The sequence below is a fragment of the Corynebacterium diphtheriae genome (genome assembly GCF_001457455.1).
GTDB lineage: Bacteria > Actinomycetota > Actinomycetes > Mycobacteriales > Mycobacteriaceae > Corynebacterium > Corynebacterium diphtheriae.
In genome coordinates, this window is sequence record NZ_LN831026.1 from 333,378 (window position 1) to 348,849 (window position 15,472).

The following is a 15,472-nucleotide window of genomic DNA, read 5'->3' on the forward strand; positions in this document are numbered from 1 at the left end:
GGTGACTATAGTCGCCCCTATGGACGAAATTCTCGAACGTGCTCATGTGGTTGCTCTCCCCATGCGGGTGAAGTTTCGCGGCATAATGGTCCGCGAGGCGGTGCTTTTCGACGGCCCCAAGGGGTGGGGGGAGTTCTCGCCGTTTGTGGAATACGGTGTGCAGGAAGCGGCGCAGTGGCTGCGGTGCGGTTTGGAGATGGCGTTTCAAGGGCCACCTCCGATGATTCGCGATACCGTGGAGGTCAATGCAACTATTCCAGCGGTTTCTCCAGATCAGGTCCCTGAAATTCTTGCCCGTTACCCGGGGTGCACAACGGTCAAGGTGAAAGTCGCGGAAGGCGATGATGCCGCACGCGTTGCTATGGTGCGGGAGGTGCTGCCTGATGCGCGCATCCGTGTGGACGCCAATCGCGGTTGGACGGTAGATCAGGCCGTGGCGGCGTCGAAACGCTTGGGGGAGCTGGAATACATGGAGCAACCCTGTGCAAGCGTTGCGGAGTTGGCGGAGCTGCGGCGGCGAATTTCGGTGCCGATCGCTGCGGATGAGTCGATTCGTAGGGTCAGTGATCCCTACGAGGTGGCGCGGCTCCATGCGGCGGATGTTGCAGTGGTAAAGGCTGCCCCGCTAGGTGGCCCGCGCAATATTGTGGATATTGCCAAGTTTTATCAGCAGCGCGGCTTGAACCTTACTGTGGCGAGCGCCCTAGACACTGGCGTGGGGATGAATGCCGGTATAGCTGTGGCCGCGGCTATCGACTCCAATCCGGCGGGGCTTGCTACGCAGCGACTTTTCGTCGAGGATGTGACCGAGCCACGTACGATCGTGGACGGTAAGATGTCGGCGGAGATGCTGGCCCCTGATCCGGCGCGCTTGGCGGAATTCGAGGTCACTGGCCCGCGCCGGGATTGGTGGCTGGAGCGGGTTCGGGGCGCGTTAGAATGTCTGCATGACTTCATCCCCTGAGCTTGCCCGCGCAGTCGCAGCGACCCTTGCCCGCCACGTCACTGACGTTGTTATTTGTCCTGGGTCGCGGAATTCTCCGCTGTCTTTGGAACTAATTGCTCGCGATGATATTCGTGTGCACACGCGTATCGATGAACGCTCGGCGGCGTTTTTGGCTCTCGGACTTGCACGTTCTAGCAAGCGTCACGTTGCTGTGGTGACTACCTCTGGTACCGCTGTGGCTAACTGTGCTCCTGCGATGGTTGAGGCGGCGTATTCTCATACTCCGTTGATTATGGTGTCGGCGGATCGTCCTGAGCGCCTGCATGGTACGGGGGCAAATCAGACGATTGAGCAGCGTGGCATTTTTAATGTGGTGGACACGGATCATGTGGTTGATGTTGCTGACCTTAACTCCATTTCCTTTGCGCGCAATGTAATCCATATTAATGTTGCATTGGATGTGCCACTTGTGGATGTGTTGCCTGAAGTAGGTGATCCAGTGGAGTGCGTTCGTGAAGTGATTGAGGTTGATCATGGCGAAGTTGTACTCAATCTAAATCAAAGAATTCTCGTGGTAGCTGGCGATGAGGCGTGGGAAGTTCCTGGATTGGAGGATGTTCCTACGATTGCAGAACCATCGGCTCCGGCGCCGTATCATCCGGTACATCCGCTGGCGGCTCAAATCTTTGCGCACAAGGAAATTAAACCCGAACATATTGTGGTGGTGGGGCACCCTACGCTGCACCGTGCGGTGCTGTCATTGTTGGCCGATGTTCCGGTAACGGTGCTGACTAAGACCGATACAATCACTGGCAATCCCCAAGCGGTAGGCAGTCGCGTGAAGGTGACGGGGGAGCTAGATAAGCGTTGGTTGCAGATCTGTGAGGATGCATCGACGCTGTGTGCGGATCGGGTAAAGGAAGTGCTGGAGGGGCATGGTTTTACTGGCCTGCATGTTGCGGCTGCGGTTGCAGACACGATGGCTGTGGGCGACACACTATTTTTGGGTGCGTCAAATCCGGTTCGCGATGCCTCCTTGGTGGGAATGCCACTGGGCGGGGTAGATATTTTCGCAGCTCGTGGGGCTGCGGGTATCGACGGCACCGTGTCGCAGGCGGTCGGCGTGGCGCTGGATGTGCAGCACCGTGACGCGACGGCAATTCGTGCTGATCGCACGGTGGCGCTGATGGGTGATGTGACATTCTTGCATGATGTTGGTGGCTTGTTGGGGGCACGTCCAGAGAATCTGACTATCGTGGTGGCAAACGATGATGGCTGCGGCATTTTTGAAACACTTGAGATTGGGGCTCCAGAGTTCCGCCCCAGTTTTGAACAGGCCTTTGGTACTCCGCATGGTGTGCACATTGAGGCAATTGCGCAGGCCTATGGGGTGAACTACCTGCGTGCGGAAACACTGCCGGAGTTGATTGAGGCGTTGATTGATACGACGGATAGTGCCGGATTCAATATTATTGAGGCTGTGACTACGCGTTCGACGCGTCGCGATATTGATAAGGCTCTCACGCTGTGAAACGCCGCCTCCATCAACTTGTCCTAGCTTTGTATGCGGCAGCCGTCTTGGGATGCGCCAGCATGGTTATTGGTCCTGCGATCAATGACTATCACATTGCGCGCAATTCAGGTCGAGTTCTTGCAAAAGTGCTGGATGTGGGTACTTTCCGCACGACGGTTGAGTACCAAGACGAGGACAATATGTATCACTCTCCCAAGGGTGGATTAATGTATCCCACCGGTCTTGGACGCGGACAACGCGTGTGGGTGAACTACAGCAAGGACAATCCTGACTTGGTCAAGGTGGAGGGTCGCGCTTGGACGCTGGCGATCATCCCAGCATTGAGTATTTGGGTTGTTGCAAGCCTCATCTTTGCTGGTTTGTGGTGGATCGTGGGCCGGCTGTGAAAGTCGCTATTGTCACGGAGTCCTATCTTCCCAATATCAATGGGGTGACTAACTCCGTGCTGCGGATCGAGGAATACGCCAAAGCACATGGGCATGAGGTATTGGTCATTGCGCCGCGCATATGCGTCAATGTGATTCGTACCTTGCCTATCGGCCTGCCGGTGGGCGTCGAAAAGCGACTTCGGGCGTTTGATCCTGACATGATTCACTTAGCGTCGCCCTATGCTTTTGCCGCGCGGGCGGCGTTTATTGCTCAGAAAATGGCGGTGCCTTGTGTGGCCGTCTATCAAACCGATGTGGCTGCCTACCAGCAGCATTATCACCTTACGTGGTTAAAAAACGCGCATTGGTCGTGGATGAGGGCGTTCCATAACCGCGCGGCCTTGACATTGGCGCCGTCAACACCGGCGAAAGAGCAACTGGAAAACCACGGAATCAAAAACGTACAGCTCTGGGGTAGAGGCGTTGACACTGAGCTTTTTCATCCGCGTCCAAAAAATAACCCCAAAAAAGTGGTGGGCTACGTGGGCCGGCTCGCACCTGAAAAGTCGGTGCACCGCCTAGCAGCGCTTAACCACCGCGACGACCTTGAGGTGGTCATTGTGGGCGATGGCATCCTGCGAGAGCAATTAGAGCGCGCGATGCCGAATGCTCGATTTTTAGGTCAGTTGCGGGGAGAGGCACTGGCCTGCGAATACGCGCGTTTCGACGTCTTCGTCCACACTGGGGATCACGAGACTTTCGGTCAAACCATCCAAGAAGCCCATGCCAGCGGTGTGCCGGTTGTGGCACCGCGCTCTGGTGGGCCGATTGATTTGATAACACCTGCCAACGGGATATTTATTACCGAAGGCATAGAACAGGCCGTTGATTATGTGCTTGCGCATGACTTTGATCCGCGGTCGACAGTGGTGACGTGGGAGACTGTCTGCAACCAGCTCTTCGCCCATTATCGTGATGTTGTTACACTGGACAACCGTGGCAAAGGCATCATTGGATAAGAAGCCCCTCGACGTTGCAAAAATGTTCGACGGCGTGGGCAAGAACTACGACATCACCAATACGGTGTTGAGTTTTGGGCGCGATAAAAAGTGGCGGGAAAAGACCCGTGAGCGTCTCCAGCTCAAAGCGGGTGAACGCGTGCTCGACCTTGCGGCAGGAACAGCGGTGTCTACCGTGGAACTCACCCGATCTGGTGCATGGGTAGTTGCGTGCGATTTCTCCCAAGGCATGCTGGCAGCCGGTAAGGATCGCAATGTTCCCAAGGTTGTGGGCGACGGCATGAAGCTGCCCTTTGCTGACAACTCCTTTGACGCTGTCACCATTTCTTATGGTTTGCGCAACGTTCATGATTTCCGTATGGCTTTGCGCGAGATGGCGCGAGTAACCAAGCCTGGTGGTCGTATTACTATCGCGGAGTTTTCCACCCCGAACCTGCCTGGTTTTAAAACCATCTACAAGGAATATCTAACTAAGCTACTGCCATTAATCGCCAAGGTTGTAGGCACCAACCCAGAGGCTTATGAGTATTTGGCGGAATCGATCCGCGCATGGCCGGAGCGAGAAGAACTCGCCGCGGCCATCAATGAAAACGGCTGGCACGATGCCGGCTGGCAAAATCTCAGCCTCGGCATCGTGGCTCTTCACTCGGCTGTTAAGCCTTCCTAACAGTCTCGCGGATAAATTCTGCGGACTTATGCAGCTGCTCTAGCTCCCATTCGTTGAGCTGGGGCAGCATTTTGCGTCCAGCACCTTCGTGGGTGATCTCGGTGGGGACGGAGAGCGAAACATCCTCGAGGCCGTACTCGCCGTGGAGTGGGGTACAGATGGGGTGTACAGCGCGCTCGTTGAGTAGTACGCACTTGGCTAGCTCGTTGGCCGAGCGAGCTACGCCAGCATTGGTCCAGCCCTTTGATAGGAGGACGTCGTAAGCCGCGCGAACGACCTTTTCTTGCATCTCTGGGGCAGTTGGTAGTGGCTTTCCGTGCCAAGCTTCTAGCTCCTCCCAGCGCAGGCCTTGGACGTTGACCTGGGAGAGGATCGGTACGGAGGTAGAGCCGTGTTCGCCCATCATGTAGCCGGTAACGGACTTGGGATCAATGCCCAGCTCAGTGCCGATGATGTAGCGTAGGCGTGCGGAGTCCAGCATGGTGCCCGTGCCAAAGACCTTGGGGTAACCGAACTCGGTGGCTGCGATATGAACCATTGCGTCCAGCGGATTGGTAATCAAAATGAGTACCGGTGGATTCTCGCCGACATTCGCGGTGATATTTGTCATTACATCGCGGATAACTGCGCCGCTGATCTGTGCGAGTTCAGAGCGGTCTGGCATACGGGTCGGATCGTTAGGGTCTGGGACGATCGATTCGCCGGCTGCGCAGATAATAACGTCGGCATCGGCGCAGTCTGCGTAGGTGCCCTCGTGGCAGTAGGTGTTGGTGGTTCCCGGAACGCCGGTGGCTTGAGCTAGGTCAACAGCCTCGCCGAGCGCTACTCCTGGTTTTGTGTCGATTGTGGCAATTTCTGCATACAACCCCGATGCCATGGCGTAGCTCAGTACGTATGAACCCACATGGCCGAGGCCTATCACTACTAGCTTGTTCATGCCGTCGAGCTTAGTCCCACAATGGGGACCCGCCACGGATTTTTGTCACACCCCAACCGGCTGCTCGCCATGCGCGGGCCACGATGTCTTTGTCTTCCTCGGTGACCAAGTTGCCCATGAGTCGTGCCGCAGAAGCCATCAATGGGGTGCGCAAGGCGATAGGTCCGGTGAGCGGAAGGAACTGGGGGTAGGTGAGTAGGCGTGCTGCGGTGCGTGCCAAGAGGAATGCCTCACCATAGGTTTCTCGCAAAATGTGTGGCCACTCCAAGGGGTTATCAAGGTGAGCTACGGCCAAGGCTGCGGTTTCGAGGCCGTAGTCGATGCCTTCACCGTTGAGAGGGTTCACGCAAGCGGCAGCATCGCCGATGAGCATCCAGTTAGGTCCTGCGATGGTGCTGACTGCGCCGCCCATGGGTAACAATGCTGAAGCCACCCGTTGGGGGGTGCCAAATTCCCAGTCTGTCTGCTGGCTGGCGTAGTGACGCAACAGTTTCTTGGTATTGATTTTCGCTGGTCGCTTATCGGTGGACAGCGCGCCGCAACCCACATTGGCGGTGCCGTCGCCAAGCGGGAAGATCCATCCGTAGCCGGGCAAGGTGGTGGAGTCGTCGCGAAGCTCGAGGTGCGAATGCATCCATGGCTCAGTGCTGCGTGGTGTGGTGCAATAGGAGCGCGCCGCGATACCGTACACCTCGCCGCGGTGCCATGTGCGTCCCAGCAGTTTTCCAAACGTGGAACGGACACCATCGGCCACGATGACGCTTCGCGGCTTGACGACGCGCCCATCGGACATGGTGACACTGCGAATCGCGGAATCAATCTCTACTTCAGAGGCAGTAGCCGTCCACGTCGTTGCGTGCTGTGCTGCCATTTCCCACAACATGGCATCGAATTCCATGCGCGGCATCGCGGAGCTTACTTGGCCAAAGTGTGATTCCGGCCATGGGACGGTGACCGAACCGCCAAAACCATGCAGTTTCAGGCCGAAGGAGCGATAACGAGAGGTCACATCCACCCCAAGTGCCTCTAGTTGATGTACTGCGCGAGGCGTTAAGCCATCTCCGCAGGTCTTGTCGCGGGGGAAGGGCTGGGCGTCGATAAGCAATACCGAATAACCTGCTTTAGCTGCATGGATAGCCGCCGCCGAGCCGGCTGGGCCACCGCCGACCACCAGAACATCAACCGAAAAAGGGGAATTACTCACGCGCCCCATTGTGGCATGTATGTGTAGAAGTACGAGTATTTCGACTACGGTTAGGGGGTTAGCTGAACACGAGACAAAGGTAGTTGAGGAATGGGCAACGGTACGCGAGTTGATCTCGGCGAGCAAAACCTCAATGAGGAGATTGCGGCCGGAATGATCCGCGTCGAGGATCTCTTACGGGAAGAACTTTCCAAAGGAGAAGATTTTCTCGTAGAAAAGGTCATGCACCTAGCGGAGGCAGGCGGGAAACGATTCCGCCCGATGTTTGCGCTGCTGGCATCGCAGTATGGCTCGCAGCCAATGAGCGAGAACGTTATCAAAGCTGCGGTGGTGGTGGAAATGACCCACCTCGCCACGTTGTATCACGACGACGTGATGGATGAGGCCGACAAACGCCGTGGCGTTGATAGCGCCAACTTCAGGTGGAACAACTCTGTCGCTATCTTGGCTGGAGACATCCTCCTCGCGCACGTGGCACGCCTCATGGCCGACCTTGGTGTAGAAACCGTGGCGCACTTCTCGGAGACGTTCGCAGAACTGGTCACCGGTCAGATGCGTGAAACCATCGGTGCCCGCGATGGTGATCCCATCGAGCACTACCTTAACGTGATCAATGAAAAGACTGGCGTATTGATTGCTTCCGCTGGATTCTTGGGCTCTATGCATGCGGGAGCCTCAGCCGAACATGTAGAGGCATTGCGTGCCTACGGCCGAGCCATCGGCATGGTTTTCCAGATCGTGGACGACATCATCGACATCTTCTCCGATACCACCGATTCTGGTAAGACCCCTGGCACCGATCTTCGCGAGGGCGTGTTCACCCTCCCTGTGCTCTATGCGCTGAGCGAAGACACCGCCGTTGGAGAAGAACTACGCTCCATACTCACCGGCCCGCTTACCGACGACGCCACCGTCGCGCACACCCTCGACCTCCTTGCCCGTTCCACAGGTCGCGAACGCGCGCTTGCCGACGTCCACCGCTATCTCGAAGAAGCCGAGCGCCAATTGGCTCTCTTGCCACAGAATTCCACCACGGATGCCCTTCGTAGTCTCGCGCACTATACCGTGAAACGAGTCGGATAACCTGCTGATTTGCTGTTTGGCTAGGGTGCTGTGCTAAATTTTATCAAGCACGCCAGGTTGCCCGAGCGGCCAAAGGGAGCGGACTGTAAATCCGTCGGCATTGCCTACAGAAGTTCGAATCTTCTACCTGGCACAGTGCAAACCCCGTCACTTTTCAAGTGGCGGGGTTTTTCTTTGATTCTAGGGTTCACGGATTAATGCATATAAAAACGTTCAAAAACATGTTTTGAACTGGGGATTTGTGTTTAAACAATGATTCGGGTTAATCTTTTGGAGGCTTCAACGGAGCGGGTCAGAAAAACTGACACAATCTAAAGAGGCTGTGCCCCCTTAGCTCAGTCGGCAGAGCGTTTCCATGGTAAGGAAAAGGTCGACAGTTCGATTCTGTCAGGGGGCTCTGTTCTTTTATCCGGGGTTTACCGGATAAAGGAGTGGGGCGGTGTAGCTCAGTGGTAGAGCAAACGACTCATAATCGTTGTGTCGAGAGTTCAATTCTCTCCATCGCTACTATCTTTCAGAAATGAAAGAGGCGCCTAGGGGCGTAGTTCAATTGGTAGAGCAACGGTCTCCAAAACCGTAGGTTGCAGGTTCAAGTCCTGTCGCCCCTGCAAAATGAAAGCGCTGAGCACTTACGTGTTCAGCGCTTTTTGCTTAATCGCTATTCTGATATAGTTTCTACGTCGTACCAATTTTCAACATCAAGGAGAGCTGTGAGCGATCAACAGCCACGCCCAACGGGTAAGCGCCAGCTTGCTGGTGTTAGCACTACGTCCACCGCTTCCTACGAGGCGAAGAAAGTCGCCCCAACGGGTGGCGATGATGAGCGTAACGGGAACAAGGTTGTTTCTTTCGTCCCTGAAGTAGCTTCAGAGATGAAGAAGGTTATTTGGCCCACCGCGCAGCAGATGATGAGCTACACGTTGATCGTGTTTGCTTTCCTAATCTTGGTTACAGCGTTGGTTGCAGGAGTAGACTTCCTTGCCGGCCTCGGAGTTGAGAAGGTGCTTACTAAGTAGGTAAGCTACTAAAAAAGGTTTTATATCCCGCAGATCCTCGGATCGGCGGGATAATTTATTGGGTAGACTTCTGGAAAAACGAGGAGAATGACGGATGAGCGAAGAAAACAGCTTTGCAGAAGCCTTTGATGAGGCCGTACAGAACACGATTTCCGCTGAGGCTGAAGAGTTCACCGCTGACGGTGAACTCGAAGTTGTGGAGGAAACTGCCCAAGAGGCAGATCTCACCGGCGGCGAGAAGAATGAAGACGCTGAGTACAAGGCGCGTCTGCGCAAGTACACCCGTGAGCTCAAGAAGCTCCCAGGTGCTTGGTACATCATTCAGTGCTATTCGGGATACGAGAACAAGGTAAAGACCAACCTTGATATGCGCGCCCAGACCCTCGAGGTTGAAGATTCCATCTTCGATGTCGTTGTTCCTATCGAGCAGGCAATCGAGCTTCGCGACGGAAAGCGCAAGCTGGTTAAGCGCAAGCTGCTGCCGGGCTACGTTTTGGTTCGTATGGACATCAACGATCGCTCATGGTCCGTTGTTCGCGACACCCCAGGTGTGACCAGCTTCGTTGGCAACGAGGGCAACGCCACCCCAGTGAAGCACCGTGACGTCGCTAAGTTCCTCATGCCTCAGGAGGCTACCGAGTCTGAGGCTGTTAACGCTGAGGGTGAGAAGGTCGTCGCTATGCCAACCGATTCCACCAAGCCAAAGACCGCTGTGGACTTCGAGGTTGGCGAGGCTGTCACCATTTTGTCCGGTGCTTTTGCCTCTGTTTCCGCAACCATTTCGGGCATTGACCACGAGAACGCAAAGATTCAGGCACTGGTATCGATCTTTGGCCGCGAAACCCCAGTTGAATTGGCCTTCGATCAGGTTGAGAAGATCAGCTAACATCCTGTAGTGTTGTTGCTCGCGTGTTTTCTCACGCGTATTCATACATTTCCCGGTGGCCGAGTTACGTTTAGGGGCTCGGCATCCGGACAGTCACATAAGCTCCATCGCTTATAGGGCTGTTAACAAGGAAGAGGTAATTCGATGGCTCCGAAGAAGAAGGTCACCGGCCTTATCAAGCTGCAGATTCAGGCTGGACAGGCAAACCCTGCTCCTCCAGTCGGCCCAGCTCTTGGTGCTCACGGCGTGAACATCATGGAGTTCTGCAAGGCTTACAACGCTGCGACTGAGAACCAGCGCGGCAACGTGGTCCCAGTTGAGATCACTGTGTACGAAGACCGCTCCTTCGACTTCAAGTTGAAGACCCCACCTGCTGCTAAGCTGCTGCTGAAGGCTGCTGGCCTGCAGAAGGGTTCCGGTGTTCCTCACACCCAAAAGGTCGGCTCCGTGACCATGGATCAGGTCAAGGAAATCGCACAGACCAAGATGGAAGACCTCAACGCTAACGACATTGAGAACGCTGCACGCATCATCGCTGGTACCGCACGTTCCATGGGTATCGAGGTTAAGTAATCTCTCCCTGTGGCAGGGCCGGCTCCGGCCCGCACACCACACATCCACTACTTTTAAGGATTAATTATGGGCAATAAATCAAAGGCTTATAAAGCTGCTGCTGAGAAAATTGACAAGGGTCGTCTATACACGCCTCTGAAGGCTGCTGAGCTGGTCAAGGAGACTTCCTCCAAGAACTGCGACGCAACCGTTGATGTTGCTATCCGCTTGGGCGTTGACCCACGCAAGGCTGACCAATTGGTCCGCGGAACCGTCTCCTTGCCAAACGGCACCGGTAAGTCCGTTCGTGTTGCTGTTTTCGCAGAAGGCGAAAAGGCTACTGAGGCACAGGCTGCAGGTGCAGACATCGTTGGCACCACCGAGCTTATTGAGCAGATCACCGCTGGTACCATCGAGTTTGACGTTGCTATCGCTACCCCAGATCAGATGGCTAAAGTTGGCCGCGTTGCTCGCGTCTTGGGCCCACGTGGTCTTATGCCTAACCCTAAGACCGGTACTGTTACCAACGACGTTGCTAAGGCTATTGCCGAGGTTAAGGGCGGTAAGATCTCTTTCCGCGTTGACAAGGCTTCCAACTTGCACGCAATTATTGGTAAAGCATCCTTCGATGCTGAAAAGCTTGCTGAGAACTACGGCGCTCTCCTTGATGAGGTCAATCGCATCAAGCCTTCTTCCGCCAAGGGCATCTATGTCAAGAAAGTAACGCTTACTTCCACTTTCGGACCTGGCGTTCCAGTGGATCCTTCTATCCAGAAGAACTACACCCAAGCTTAAAGATTTTTCCCCCTGAGCTGCAGAGCTTGGGGGGATTTTTCTATGATTTGCACTGTTATGGAATCGGTGATAGGGTTCCTCAAAGAAGTTTGAATGATTTCAAGTTTCACCGAAGACCGTCGGTCAGCCATTAGGGCTCGAAGGATTCCCACGCGGAACGGCCCACGCAGGAGACACTGAAGAGTTCACAATCCTTTCGGATTATGTGCGCCTCGTGCTCTTGCACGAGGCTTTTTTGTTGGCTGATTGCTTTCATTGAAGTCTCGGCGGATCAGACAATAAAAGATATACATGAGGAAGGAGGCGAAGTAATGGCAAATCCAAAGAACACCGAGTCCCTCGCAGAGCTGAAGAACCGCTTTGCAGACATTGACTCTGTATTCGTCACGGAATACCGTGGCTTGACCGTTGCTCAAATCACTGAGCTGCGTCGTGCTCTGGGTTCTGATGTCCAGTACTCCGTCGCCAAGAACACCCTGATCAAGCTTGCCGCTAAGGAAGCTGGCATCGAAGGCCTTGATGATATCCTCACCGGTCCAACCGCTGTTGCCTTCATTAAGGGCGAGGCTGTTGATGCCGCTAAGGCTATGAAGAAGTTCGCTTCTGAAAACAAGGCATTCGTTATCAAGGGTGGCTACATGGATGGCAACGCTCTGAGCGCAGCTCAGGTCGATGCTATTGCCGAGCTTGACAACCGCGAGACCACTCTCGCAAAGCTTGCCGGCGCCATGAAGGGCAACTTGGCAAAGGCCGCTGGCCTATTCAACGCTCCAGCTTCTCAGGTTGCACGCCTCGGCGCTGCACTCCAGGAGAAGAAGGAAGCGTAAAGCTCCACAACTTCACTAAATTTTTACCGAAAGGAACACCATTATGGCTAAGCTCACCAAGGACGAGCTCATTGAGGCTTTCAAGGAAATGACCCTGATCGAACTCTCCGAGTTCGTTAAGGAATTCGAAGAGGTCTTCGAGGTTACCGCTGCTGCTCCAGTTGCTGTTGCTGCTGCAGGTGCTGCTCCAGCTGCTGCTGAAGAAGAGAAGACCGAGTTCGATGTTGTTCTCGAGGACGCAGGCGCTAAGAAGATCGGCGTTATTAAGGCTGTTCGCGAGCTCGTCTCCGGCCTGGGCCTGAAGGAAGCTAAGGAGCTCGTTGAGGGTGCTCCTAAGGCTATCCTCGAGGGTGCTAACAAGGACGACGCTGAGGCTGCAAAGGCTAAGCTCGAAGAGGCTGGTGCAAAGGTTACCCTTAAGTAATCTTTTGATTAAGCTCCCGTTCCACTCTGTGGGCGGGAGTTTTTTCGTACCCCCAATAATGAAAATGATTGTGATGTGCACTAATATGCTTAGAGTTGATTTCATGCATATTGGAGGCAGGTTACGTGGTCAGGGTGCGCTCACTTCTAGCGGTACTTGCGGTAGCAACGCTGAGTGCCTGCGCTGCTCCTGTAGAACAGCATCATCGCACTGAGGTAGTAGCAACCACTCCGATAGTTGCTGATTTAGTCCGTCACGTAGCAGGGGAGCGTGCAGAGGTAACCGCCCTTATGCCGCCAGGAGTTGATCCCCACACATATGAGCCCCGACTGCGTGCGGTACGCGACATCGCCAATGCTGATATAGCTTTTACCAACGGGCTGTTGTTGGAACCCCACAGCCTATCTACCACTATTGAAGAAGCATTGCCGGACAATGCTCCGATGGTTCCGCTGGCGGAGCAAGTGACCTCCTATGGCGGAAAACTCAAACCCCTAGTGGAAAATATTGCCCTCGACACCGTGTGGCTGGGCATGCGCATTGTGGGTAAAGCAGACTCCGAAGTCGAGATCGTTACAGAAAAGATTGATGGCCCCGAGGATTCCAAAGCAACGGCCTACATTACCTCTACCTTTGGTGTCCCAGAACTTGTCTTTGATGAGGAAGGTGACAACTACTTCCTGCCTGCCGACGCCCACACTCACGTCTCATGGTCGTTTAGCAAGCCTGGAATGTATCATCTCACCTTCGCAGCGAAGGTGAAAGGGAAGCTCGTCGCACGCAATACCATCAATGTTGCCGTGGGTGTGGATGCCCCCAACGACGTGCTGGATGAAGGGCACGTTGATATTGCTGTAGATCTGGCGCACAAAAACATTATGCTGCGCGGCGATAGCCCCGATGGCACCAACATTGCCTATGACTACGATCCAGCAACCACCACGATTAGTGTTCCTAACAGCACGCTGCAACAGATACCTGCGCAGTATCGTTTCATGGGTCGTCCAGGTGATGAGGTGTACCTGTTGCCCCAAGCGGTGCTCGGTAAGCACGTTCATGGTGAGGTAGACCCGCATGTGTGGCACAACATGGCTAATGCGCGGGCCATGGTGGAAGCAATCCGCGACAAACTCAGTGAGGTCGATCCAGCGGGCGCACAAATTTATAGCGCCAATGCAGCTGCGTATATCGCTGAGATCGATCGCGTTAATAACGAAGTGCGCATGATCTTAGACACCATTCCGAAAAAGAATCGGCATTTGGTGACTACTCACGACGGATACTCCTACCTCGGGGATGCTTACGGATTAAGTATCGCTGGGTTTGTCAGCCCCAATCCGTCAGTGGAGCCGTCGCCACGCGACATTATTGCGTTGACGCGCACCTTGGAAAACCTCCATGTGCCCGCGGTGTTCATCGAACCGCAACTGGCACTACGCGCCAACCACCTCACTGTTACCGCCGACAAACTCGGAATACAGGTATGCCGCATCTACGGTGACTCCCTCGACGACGAGGTTCCCACATATCTCGACTTTATGAAGTACAACGCGCATTCCCTCGCGCGGTGTCTCGGACAATCGGAAGGAAAATAAATGAAACGTATCGCCGCCGCTGTCTGCGCTGCTTCTTTGCTCATCGCGCAGCCAGCATATGCCCAGCAGGATCCCGCCTTGCAGCAGCAGGTTTCCGAGACGGAAAGGATTGCGCCAGCAGGGGAGAAGGTTGTTATCGACCACGGGCACATCGATATCGGAGCGATCGAGGTCGATGGCGACTTCGATCTCCTAGCTCGTGATGACACAGAAGCGCATCCCGTATGGCGACACCTCGACGATATGGTGTTTAAAGTATCCGATGCCGCATTGCAAACCTTGCCAGAAGACAGCACCTTCGAATTCACAGGTGCGAAAGCCGGCGACAAAGTTTACGTGGTGCCACAGTCACAAATTTCGGGTGTGCCATGGATCGGCTGGAACTCCCAGGCACCTAGCATCCAAAAAGTGACTGATCGCGGAGTAACTCTCGAGTTGGCAGGCTACCAAGGCCCTGGTCACTTTAGCTTGTTCCTGCAGGCAGGTGGCGTACAAAAACCCCAGGTGATTTGGGATGCTGATGAAAAAGGCGCGCAGCCAATGTGGGTGGAACTGAACACTCATACCCATGCCAACTGGGTGTTTACTGAGCCAGGCGTGCATCAGGTTGCCGTTCGTTTGAAGCTGCCTCGCACAGATGGCACCGAGGTGGAAACCACTCGTGTACTGCGGTTTGCTGTTGGTGATGCCAGTGTCGCAGAAGCACAAAAGGCTACTTTTGATGGGGAGATGACTGCGTCGGAAAGCGGTGAAGAGCAGGCGAAGGGTAGCACAAATATTGGCTTGATCGCAGGCGGCGTGGTCGCTGTGATCGTCGTGATTGCTGGCGCTGCGGTGTTTATGAGCCGGCAGTCGGCACGTCGTCGCGCTGAGGCAAAGAACGTGGCCAATGGCTAAGGTTTTGCAATGTAGTGACCTCCGAGTGTCGCTGAGCGGACGCGAGGTGGTCAAAGGGATCAATTTCAGCGTAGATGCTGGCGAATTTCTAGGACTGCTGGGGCCCAACGGTGCAGGTAAAACGACACTGATGCGGGCGATACTCGGGCTGATCCCCAGCCAAGGAAACATACACATAGATGGTCGCATTGGGTATGTGCCACAGCGTCACGAGTTCGCGTGGGACTATCCCATCGACGTTTATCACACCGTGCTCAATGGTCGTGCCGGCATGATCGGATGGTTGCGCCGCCCTAAGGTTGCCGACTTCGCGGCTGTCGACGCCGCCCTCGAGCAGGTTCGGCTGACGCACTTGGCCGATCGCCCCATCGGGGAACTATCGGGTGGACAGCGCCAACGCGTGCTTGTTGCTAGGGCGCTCGCCACAAAACCCCAATTGCTGCTTTTCGACGAACCCTTCACGGGCTTAGACAATCCCAGCACGGAATTGCTCCTTGGCCTTTTTGAGGAACTCGCCCAAGCGGGGAATGCCATCATGATGTCGACGCACAACCTGCCAGAAGCAATGGCCGCCTGTCACAGGGTGCTGTTGTTCAACGGGGAAGTGGTGGCAACGGGTGTGCCGTCGCAAATGTTGGATGCACAACCGTGGAAAACCACGTTCCGTGTGGAAGATGGATCCCCCTTGTTGGCGTCGTTAGGCATAGGAAAGGCAAACTGAG

17 protein-coding genes and 4 tRNA genes are annotated in these 15,472 nt (G+C 55.0%); 19 read left to right on the forward strand and 2 right to left on the reverse strand.

Annotation, left to right across the window (positions count from 1 at the left end; all coding sequences use genetic code 11):
* The first annotated feature begins 1 nt into the window (after window position 1).
* From AT687_RS01665 to AT687_RS01685, 5 genes are read left to right on the forward strand one after another with little or no spacing between them, the layout of a single operon-like run.
* On the forward strand, window positions 2-964 hold the full coding sequence (locus tag AT687_RS01665) for an o-succinylbenzoate synthase (protein WP_014318629.1): 963 nt from the start codon (window positions 2-4) through the stop codon (window positions 962-964).
* Window positions 948-2,477, forward strand: a complete 1,530-nt coding sequence (menD, locus tag AT687_RS01670; protein WP_014318630.1) for a 2-succinyl-5-enolpyruvyl-6-hydroxy-3-cyclohexene-1-carboxylic-acid synthase — start codon at window positions 948-950, stop codon at window positions 2,475-2,477. Before AT687_RS01665 ends, menD begins: the two co-directional genes overlap by 17 nt.
* A complete protein-coding gene (locus AT687_RS01675) occupies window positions 2,474-2,866 on the forward strand; it encodes a DUF3592 domain-containing protein (RefSeq protein ID WP_004566647.1) in 393 nt (130 codons plus the stop codon). The genes menD and AT687_RS01675 overlap by 4 nt, the downstream gene beginning before the upstream one ends.
* The gene (locus AT687_RS01680; RefSeq protein ID WP_021334851.1) at window positions 2,863-3,867 is read left to right on the forward strand and encodes a glycosyltransferase family 4 protein; all 1,005 of its coding nucleotides are present in this window, start codon (window positions 2,863-2,865) and stop codon (window positions 3,865-3,867) included. Before AT687_RS01675 ends, AT687_RS01680 begins: the two co-directional genes overlap by 4 nt.
* Window positions 3,845-4,534, forward strand: a complete 690-nt coding sequence (locus tag AT687_RS01685) for a demethylmenaquinone methyltransferase (RefSeq protein ID WP_004566650.1) — start codon at window positions 3,845-3,847, stop codon at window positions 4,532-4,534. Before AT687_RS01680 ends, AT687_RS01685 begins: the two co-directional genes overlap by 23 nt.
* Here AT687_RS01685 and AT687_RS01690 read toward each other — a convergent pair.
* Window positions 4,521-5,471: an L-lactate dehydrogenase gene (locus tag AT687_RS01690; RefSeq protein ID WP_004566651.1), complete on the reverse strand. Its 951-nt coding sequence runs from the start codon at window positions 5,469-5,471 to the stop codon at window positions 4,521-4,523. The two genes, AT687_RS01685 and AT687_RS01690, sit on opposite strands and share 14 nt — an antisense overlap.
* 10 nt (window positions 5,472-5,481) lie before the next feature.
* Window positions 5,482-6,684: a geranylgeranyl reductase family protein gene (locus tag AT687_RS01695; RefSeq protein WP_014301384.1), complete on the reverse strand. Its 1,203-nt coding sequence runs from the start codon at window positions 6,682-6,684 to the stop codon at window positions 5,482-5,484.
* 81 nt (window positions 6,685-6,765) lie between these two features.
* Here AT687_RS01695 and AT687_RS01700 point away from each other — a divergent pair, with 81 nt between their 5' ends.
* From AT687_RS01700 to AT687_RS01765, 14 genes are all read left to right on the forward strand, one after another.
* Window positions 6,766-7,758, forward strand: a complete 993-nt coding sequence (locus AT687_RS01700) for a polyprenyl synthetase family protein (RefSeq protein ID WP_004566654.1) — start codon at window positions 6,766-6,768, stop codon at window positions 7,756-7,758.
* A 51-nt stretch (window positions 7,759-7,809) separates the two neighbouring features.
* Window positions 7,810-7,891: transfer RNA gene (locus AT687_RS01705), tRNA-Tyr, on the forward strand.
* A 191-nt stretch (window positions 7,892-8,082) separates the two neighbouring features.
* A tRNA-Thr gene (locus AT687_RS01710) sits at window positions 8,083-8,155 on the forward strand.
* A 38-nt stretch (window positions 8,156-8,193) separates the two neighbouring features.
* Window positions 8,194-8,265: transfer RNA gene (locus AT687_RS01715), tRNA-Met, on the forward strand.
* Between the two features lie 28 nt (window positions 8,266-8,293).
* Window positions 8,294-8,366, forward strand: a tRNA-Trp gene (locus tag AT687_RS01720).
* 102 nt (window positions 8,367-8,468) lie between these two features.
* On the forward strand, window positions 8,469-8,774 hold the full coding sequence (gene secE / locus AT687_RS01725; protein ID WP_004566656.1) for a preprotein translocase subunit SecE: 306 nt from the start codon (window positions 8,469-8,471) through the stop codon (window positions 8,772-8,774).
* 94 nt (window positions 8,775-8,868) lie between these two features.
* Window positions 8,869-9,660 carry a transcription termination/antitermination protein NusG gene (gene nusG, locus AT687_RS01730; protein ID WP_004566657.1) on the forward strand — a complete coding sequence of 264 codons (792 nt, stop codon included), beginning with the start codon at window positions 8,869-8,871 and terminating at the stop codon, window positions 9,658-9,660.
* Between the two features lie 144 nt (window positions 9,661-9,804).
* On the forward strand, window positions 9,805-10,233 hold the full coding sequence (rplK, locus tag AT687_RS01735) for a 50S ribosomal protein L11 (protein ID WP_004566658.1): 429 nt from the start codon (window positions 9,805-9,807) through the stop codon (window positions 10,231-10,233).
* A 66-nt stretch (window positions 10,234-10,299) separates the two neighbouring features.
* Entirely contained in the window at window positions 10,300-11,007 is a 708-nt protein-coding gene (rplA, locus tag AT687_RS01740) for a 50S ribosomal protein L1 (protein WP_004566660.1), read from the forward strand.
* A 311-nt stretch (window positions 11,008-11,318) separates the two neighbouring features.
* Entirely contained in the window at window positions 11,319-11,834 is a 516-nt protein-coding gene (rplJ, locus tag AT687_RS01745) for a 50S ribosomal protein L10 (protein WP_004566661.1), read from the forward strand.
* Window positions 11,835-11,877: 43 nt separating this feature from the next.
* Complete coding sequence (gene rplL / locus AT687_RS01750) at window positions 11,878-12,258, forward strand: 50S ribosomal protein L7/L12 (RefSeq protein WP_004566663.1); 381 nt, start codon at window positions 11,878-11,880, stop codon at window positions 12,256-12,258.
* A gap of 125 nt (window positions 12,259-12,383) precedes the next feature.
* A complete protein-coding gene (locus AT687_RS01755) occupies window positions 12,384-13,853 on the forward strand; it encodes an anchored repeat ABC transporter, substrate-binding protein (RefSeq protein WP_014309977.1) in 1,470 nt (489 codons plus the stop codon).
* Window positions 13,854-14,750 (forward strand): choice-of-anchor M domain-containing protein, encoded by an 897-nt coding sequence (locus AT687_RS01760; protein ID WP_004566666.1) that lies wholly within the window; start codon window positions 13,854-13,856, stop codon window positions 14,748-14,750.
* Window positions 14,743-15,471, forward strand: coding sequence for an anchored repeat-type ABC transporter ATP-binding subunit (locus AT687_RS01765; RefSeq protein WP_010934303.1), 729 nt, complete (start codon window positions 14,743-14,745; stop codon window positions 15,469-15,471). Before AT687_RS01760 ends, AT687_RS01765 begins: the two co-directional genes overlap by 8 nt.
* Window position 15,472: the final 1 nt, after the last annotated feature.

Coding starts and splice junctions, on each gene's coding strand:
- menD (WP_014318630.1), top strand. CDS start 948: ATGACTTCATCCCCTGAGCTTGCCCGCGCAGTCGCAGCGACCCTTGCC.
- AT687_RS01690 (WP_004566651.1), bottom strand. CDS start 5,471: ATGAACAAGCTAGTAGTGATAGGCCTCGGCCATGTGGGTTCATACGTA.
- AT687_RS01695 (WP_014301384.1), bottom strand. CDS start 6,684: ATGGGGCGCGTGAGTAATTCCCCTTTTTCGGTTGATGTTCTGGTGGTC.
- AT687_RS01700 (WP_004566654.1), top strand. CDS start 6,766: ATGGGCAACGGTACGCGAGTTGATCTCGGCGAGCAAAACCTCAATGAG.
- nusG (WP_004566657.1), top strand. CDS start 8,869: ATGAGCGAAGAAAACAGCTTTGCAGAAGCCTTTGATGAGGCCGTACAG.
- rplK (WP_004566658.1), top strand. CDS start 9,805: ATGGCTCCGAAGAAGAAGGTCACCGGCCTTATCAAGCTGCAGATTCAG.
- rplA (WP_004566660.1), top strand. CDS start 10,300: ATGGGCAATAAATCAAAGGCTTATAAAGCTGCTGCTGAGAAAATTGAC.
- rplJ (WP_004566661.1), top strand. CDS start 11,319: ATGGCAAATCCAAAGAACACCGAGTCCCTCGCAGAGCTGAAGAACCGC.
- rplL (WP_004566663.1), top strand. CDS start 11,878: ATGGCTAAGCTCACCAAGGACGAGCTCATTGAGGCTTTCAAGGAAATG.
- AT687_RS01760 (WP_004566666.1), top strand. CDS start 13,854: ATGAAACGTATCGCCGCCGCTGTCTGCGCTGCTTCTTTGCTCATCGCG.
- AT687_RS01765 (WP_010934303.1), top strand. CDS start 14,743: ATGGCTAAGGTTTTGCAATGTAGTGACCTCCGAGTGTCGCTGAGCGGA.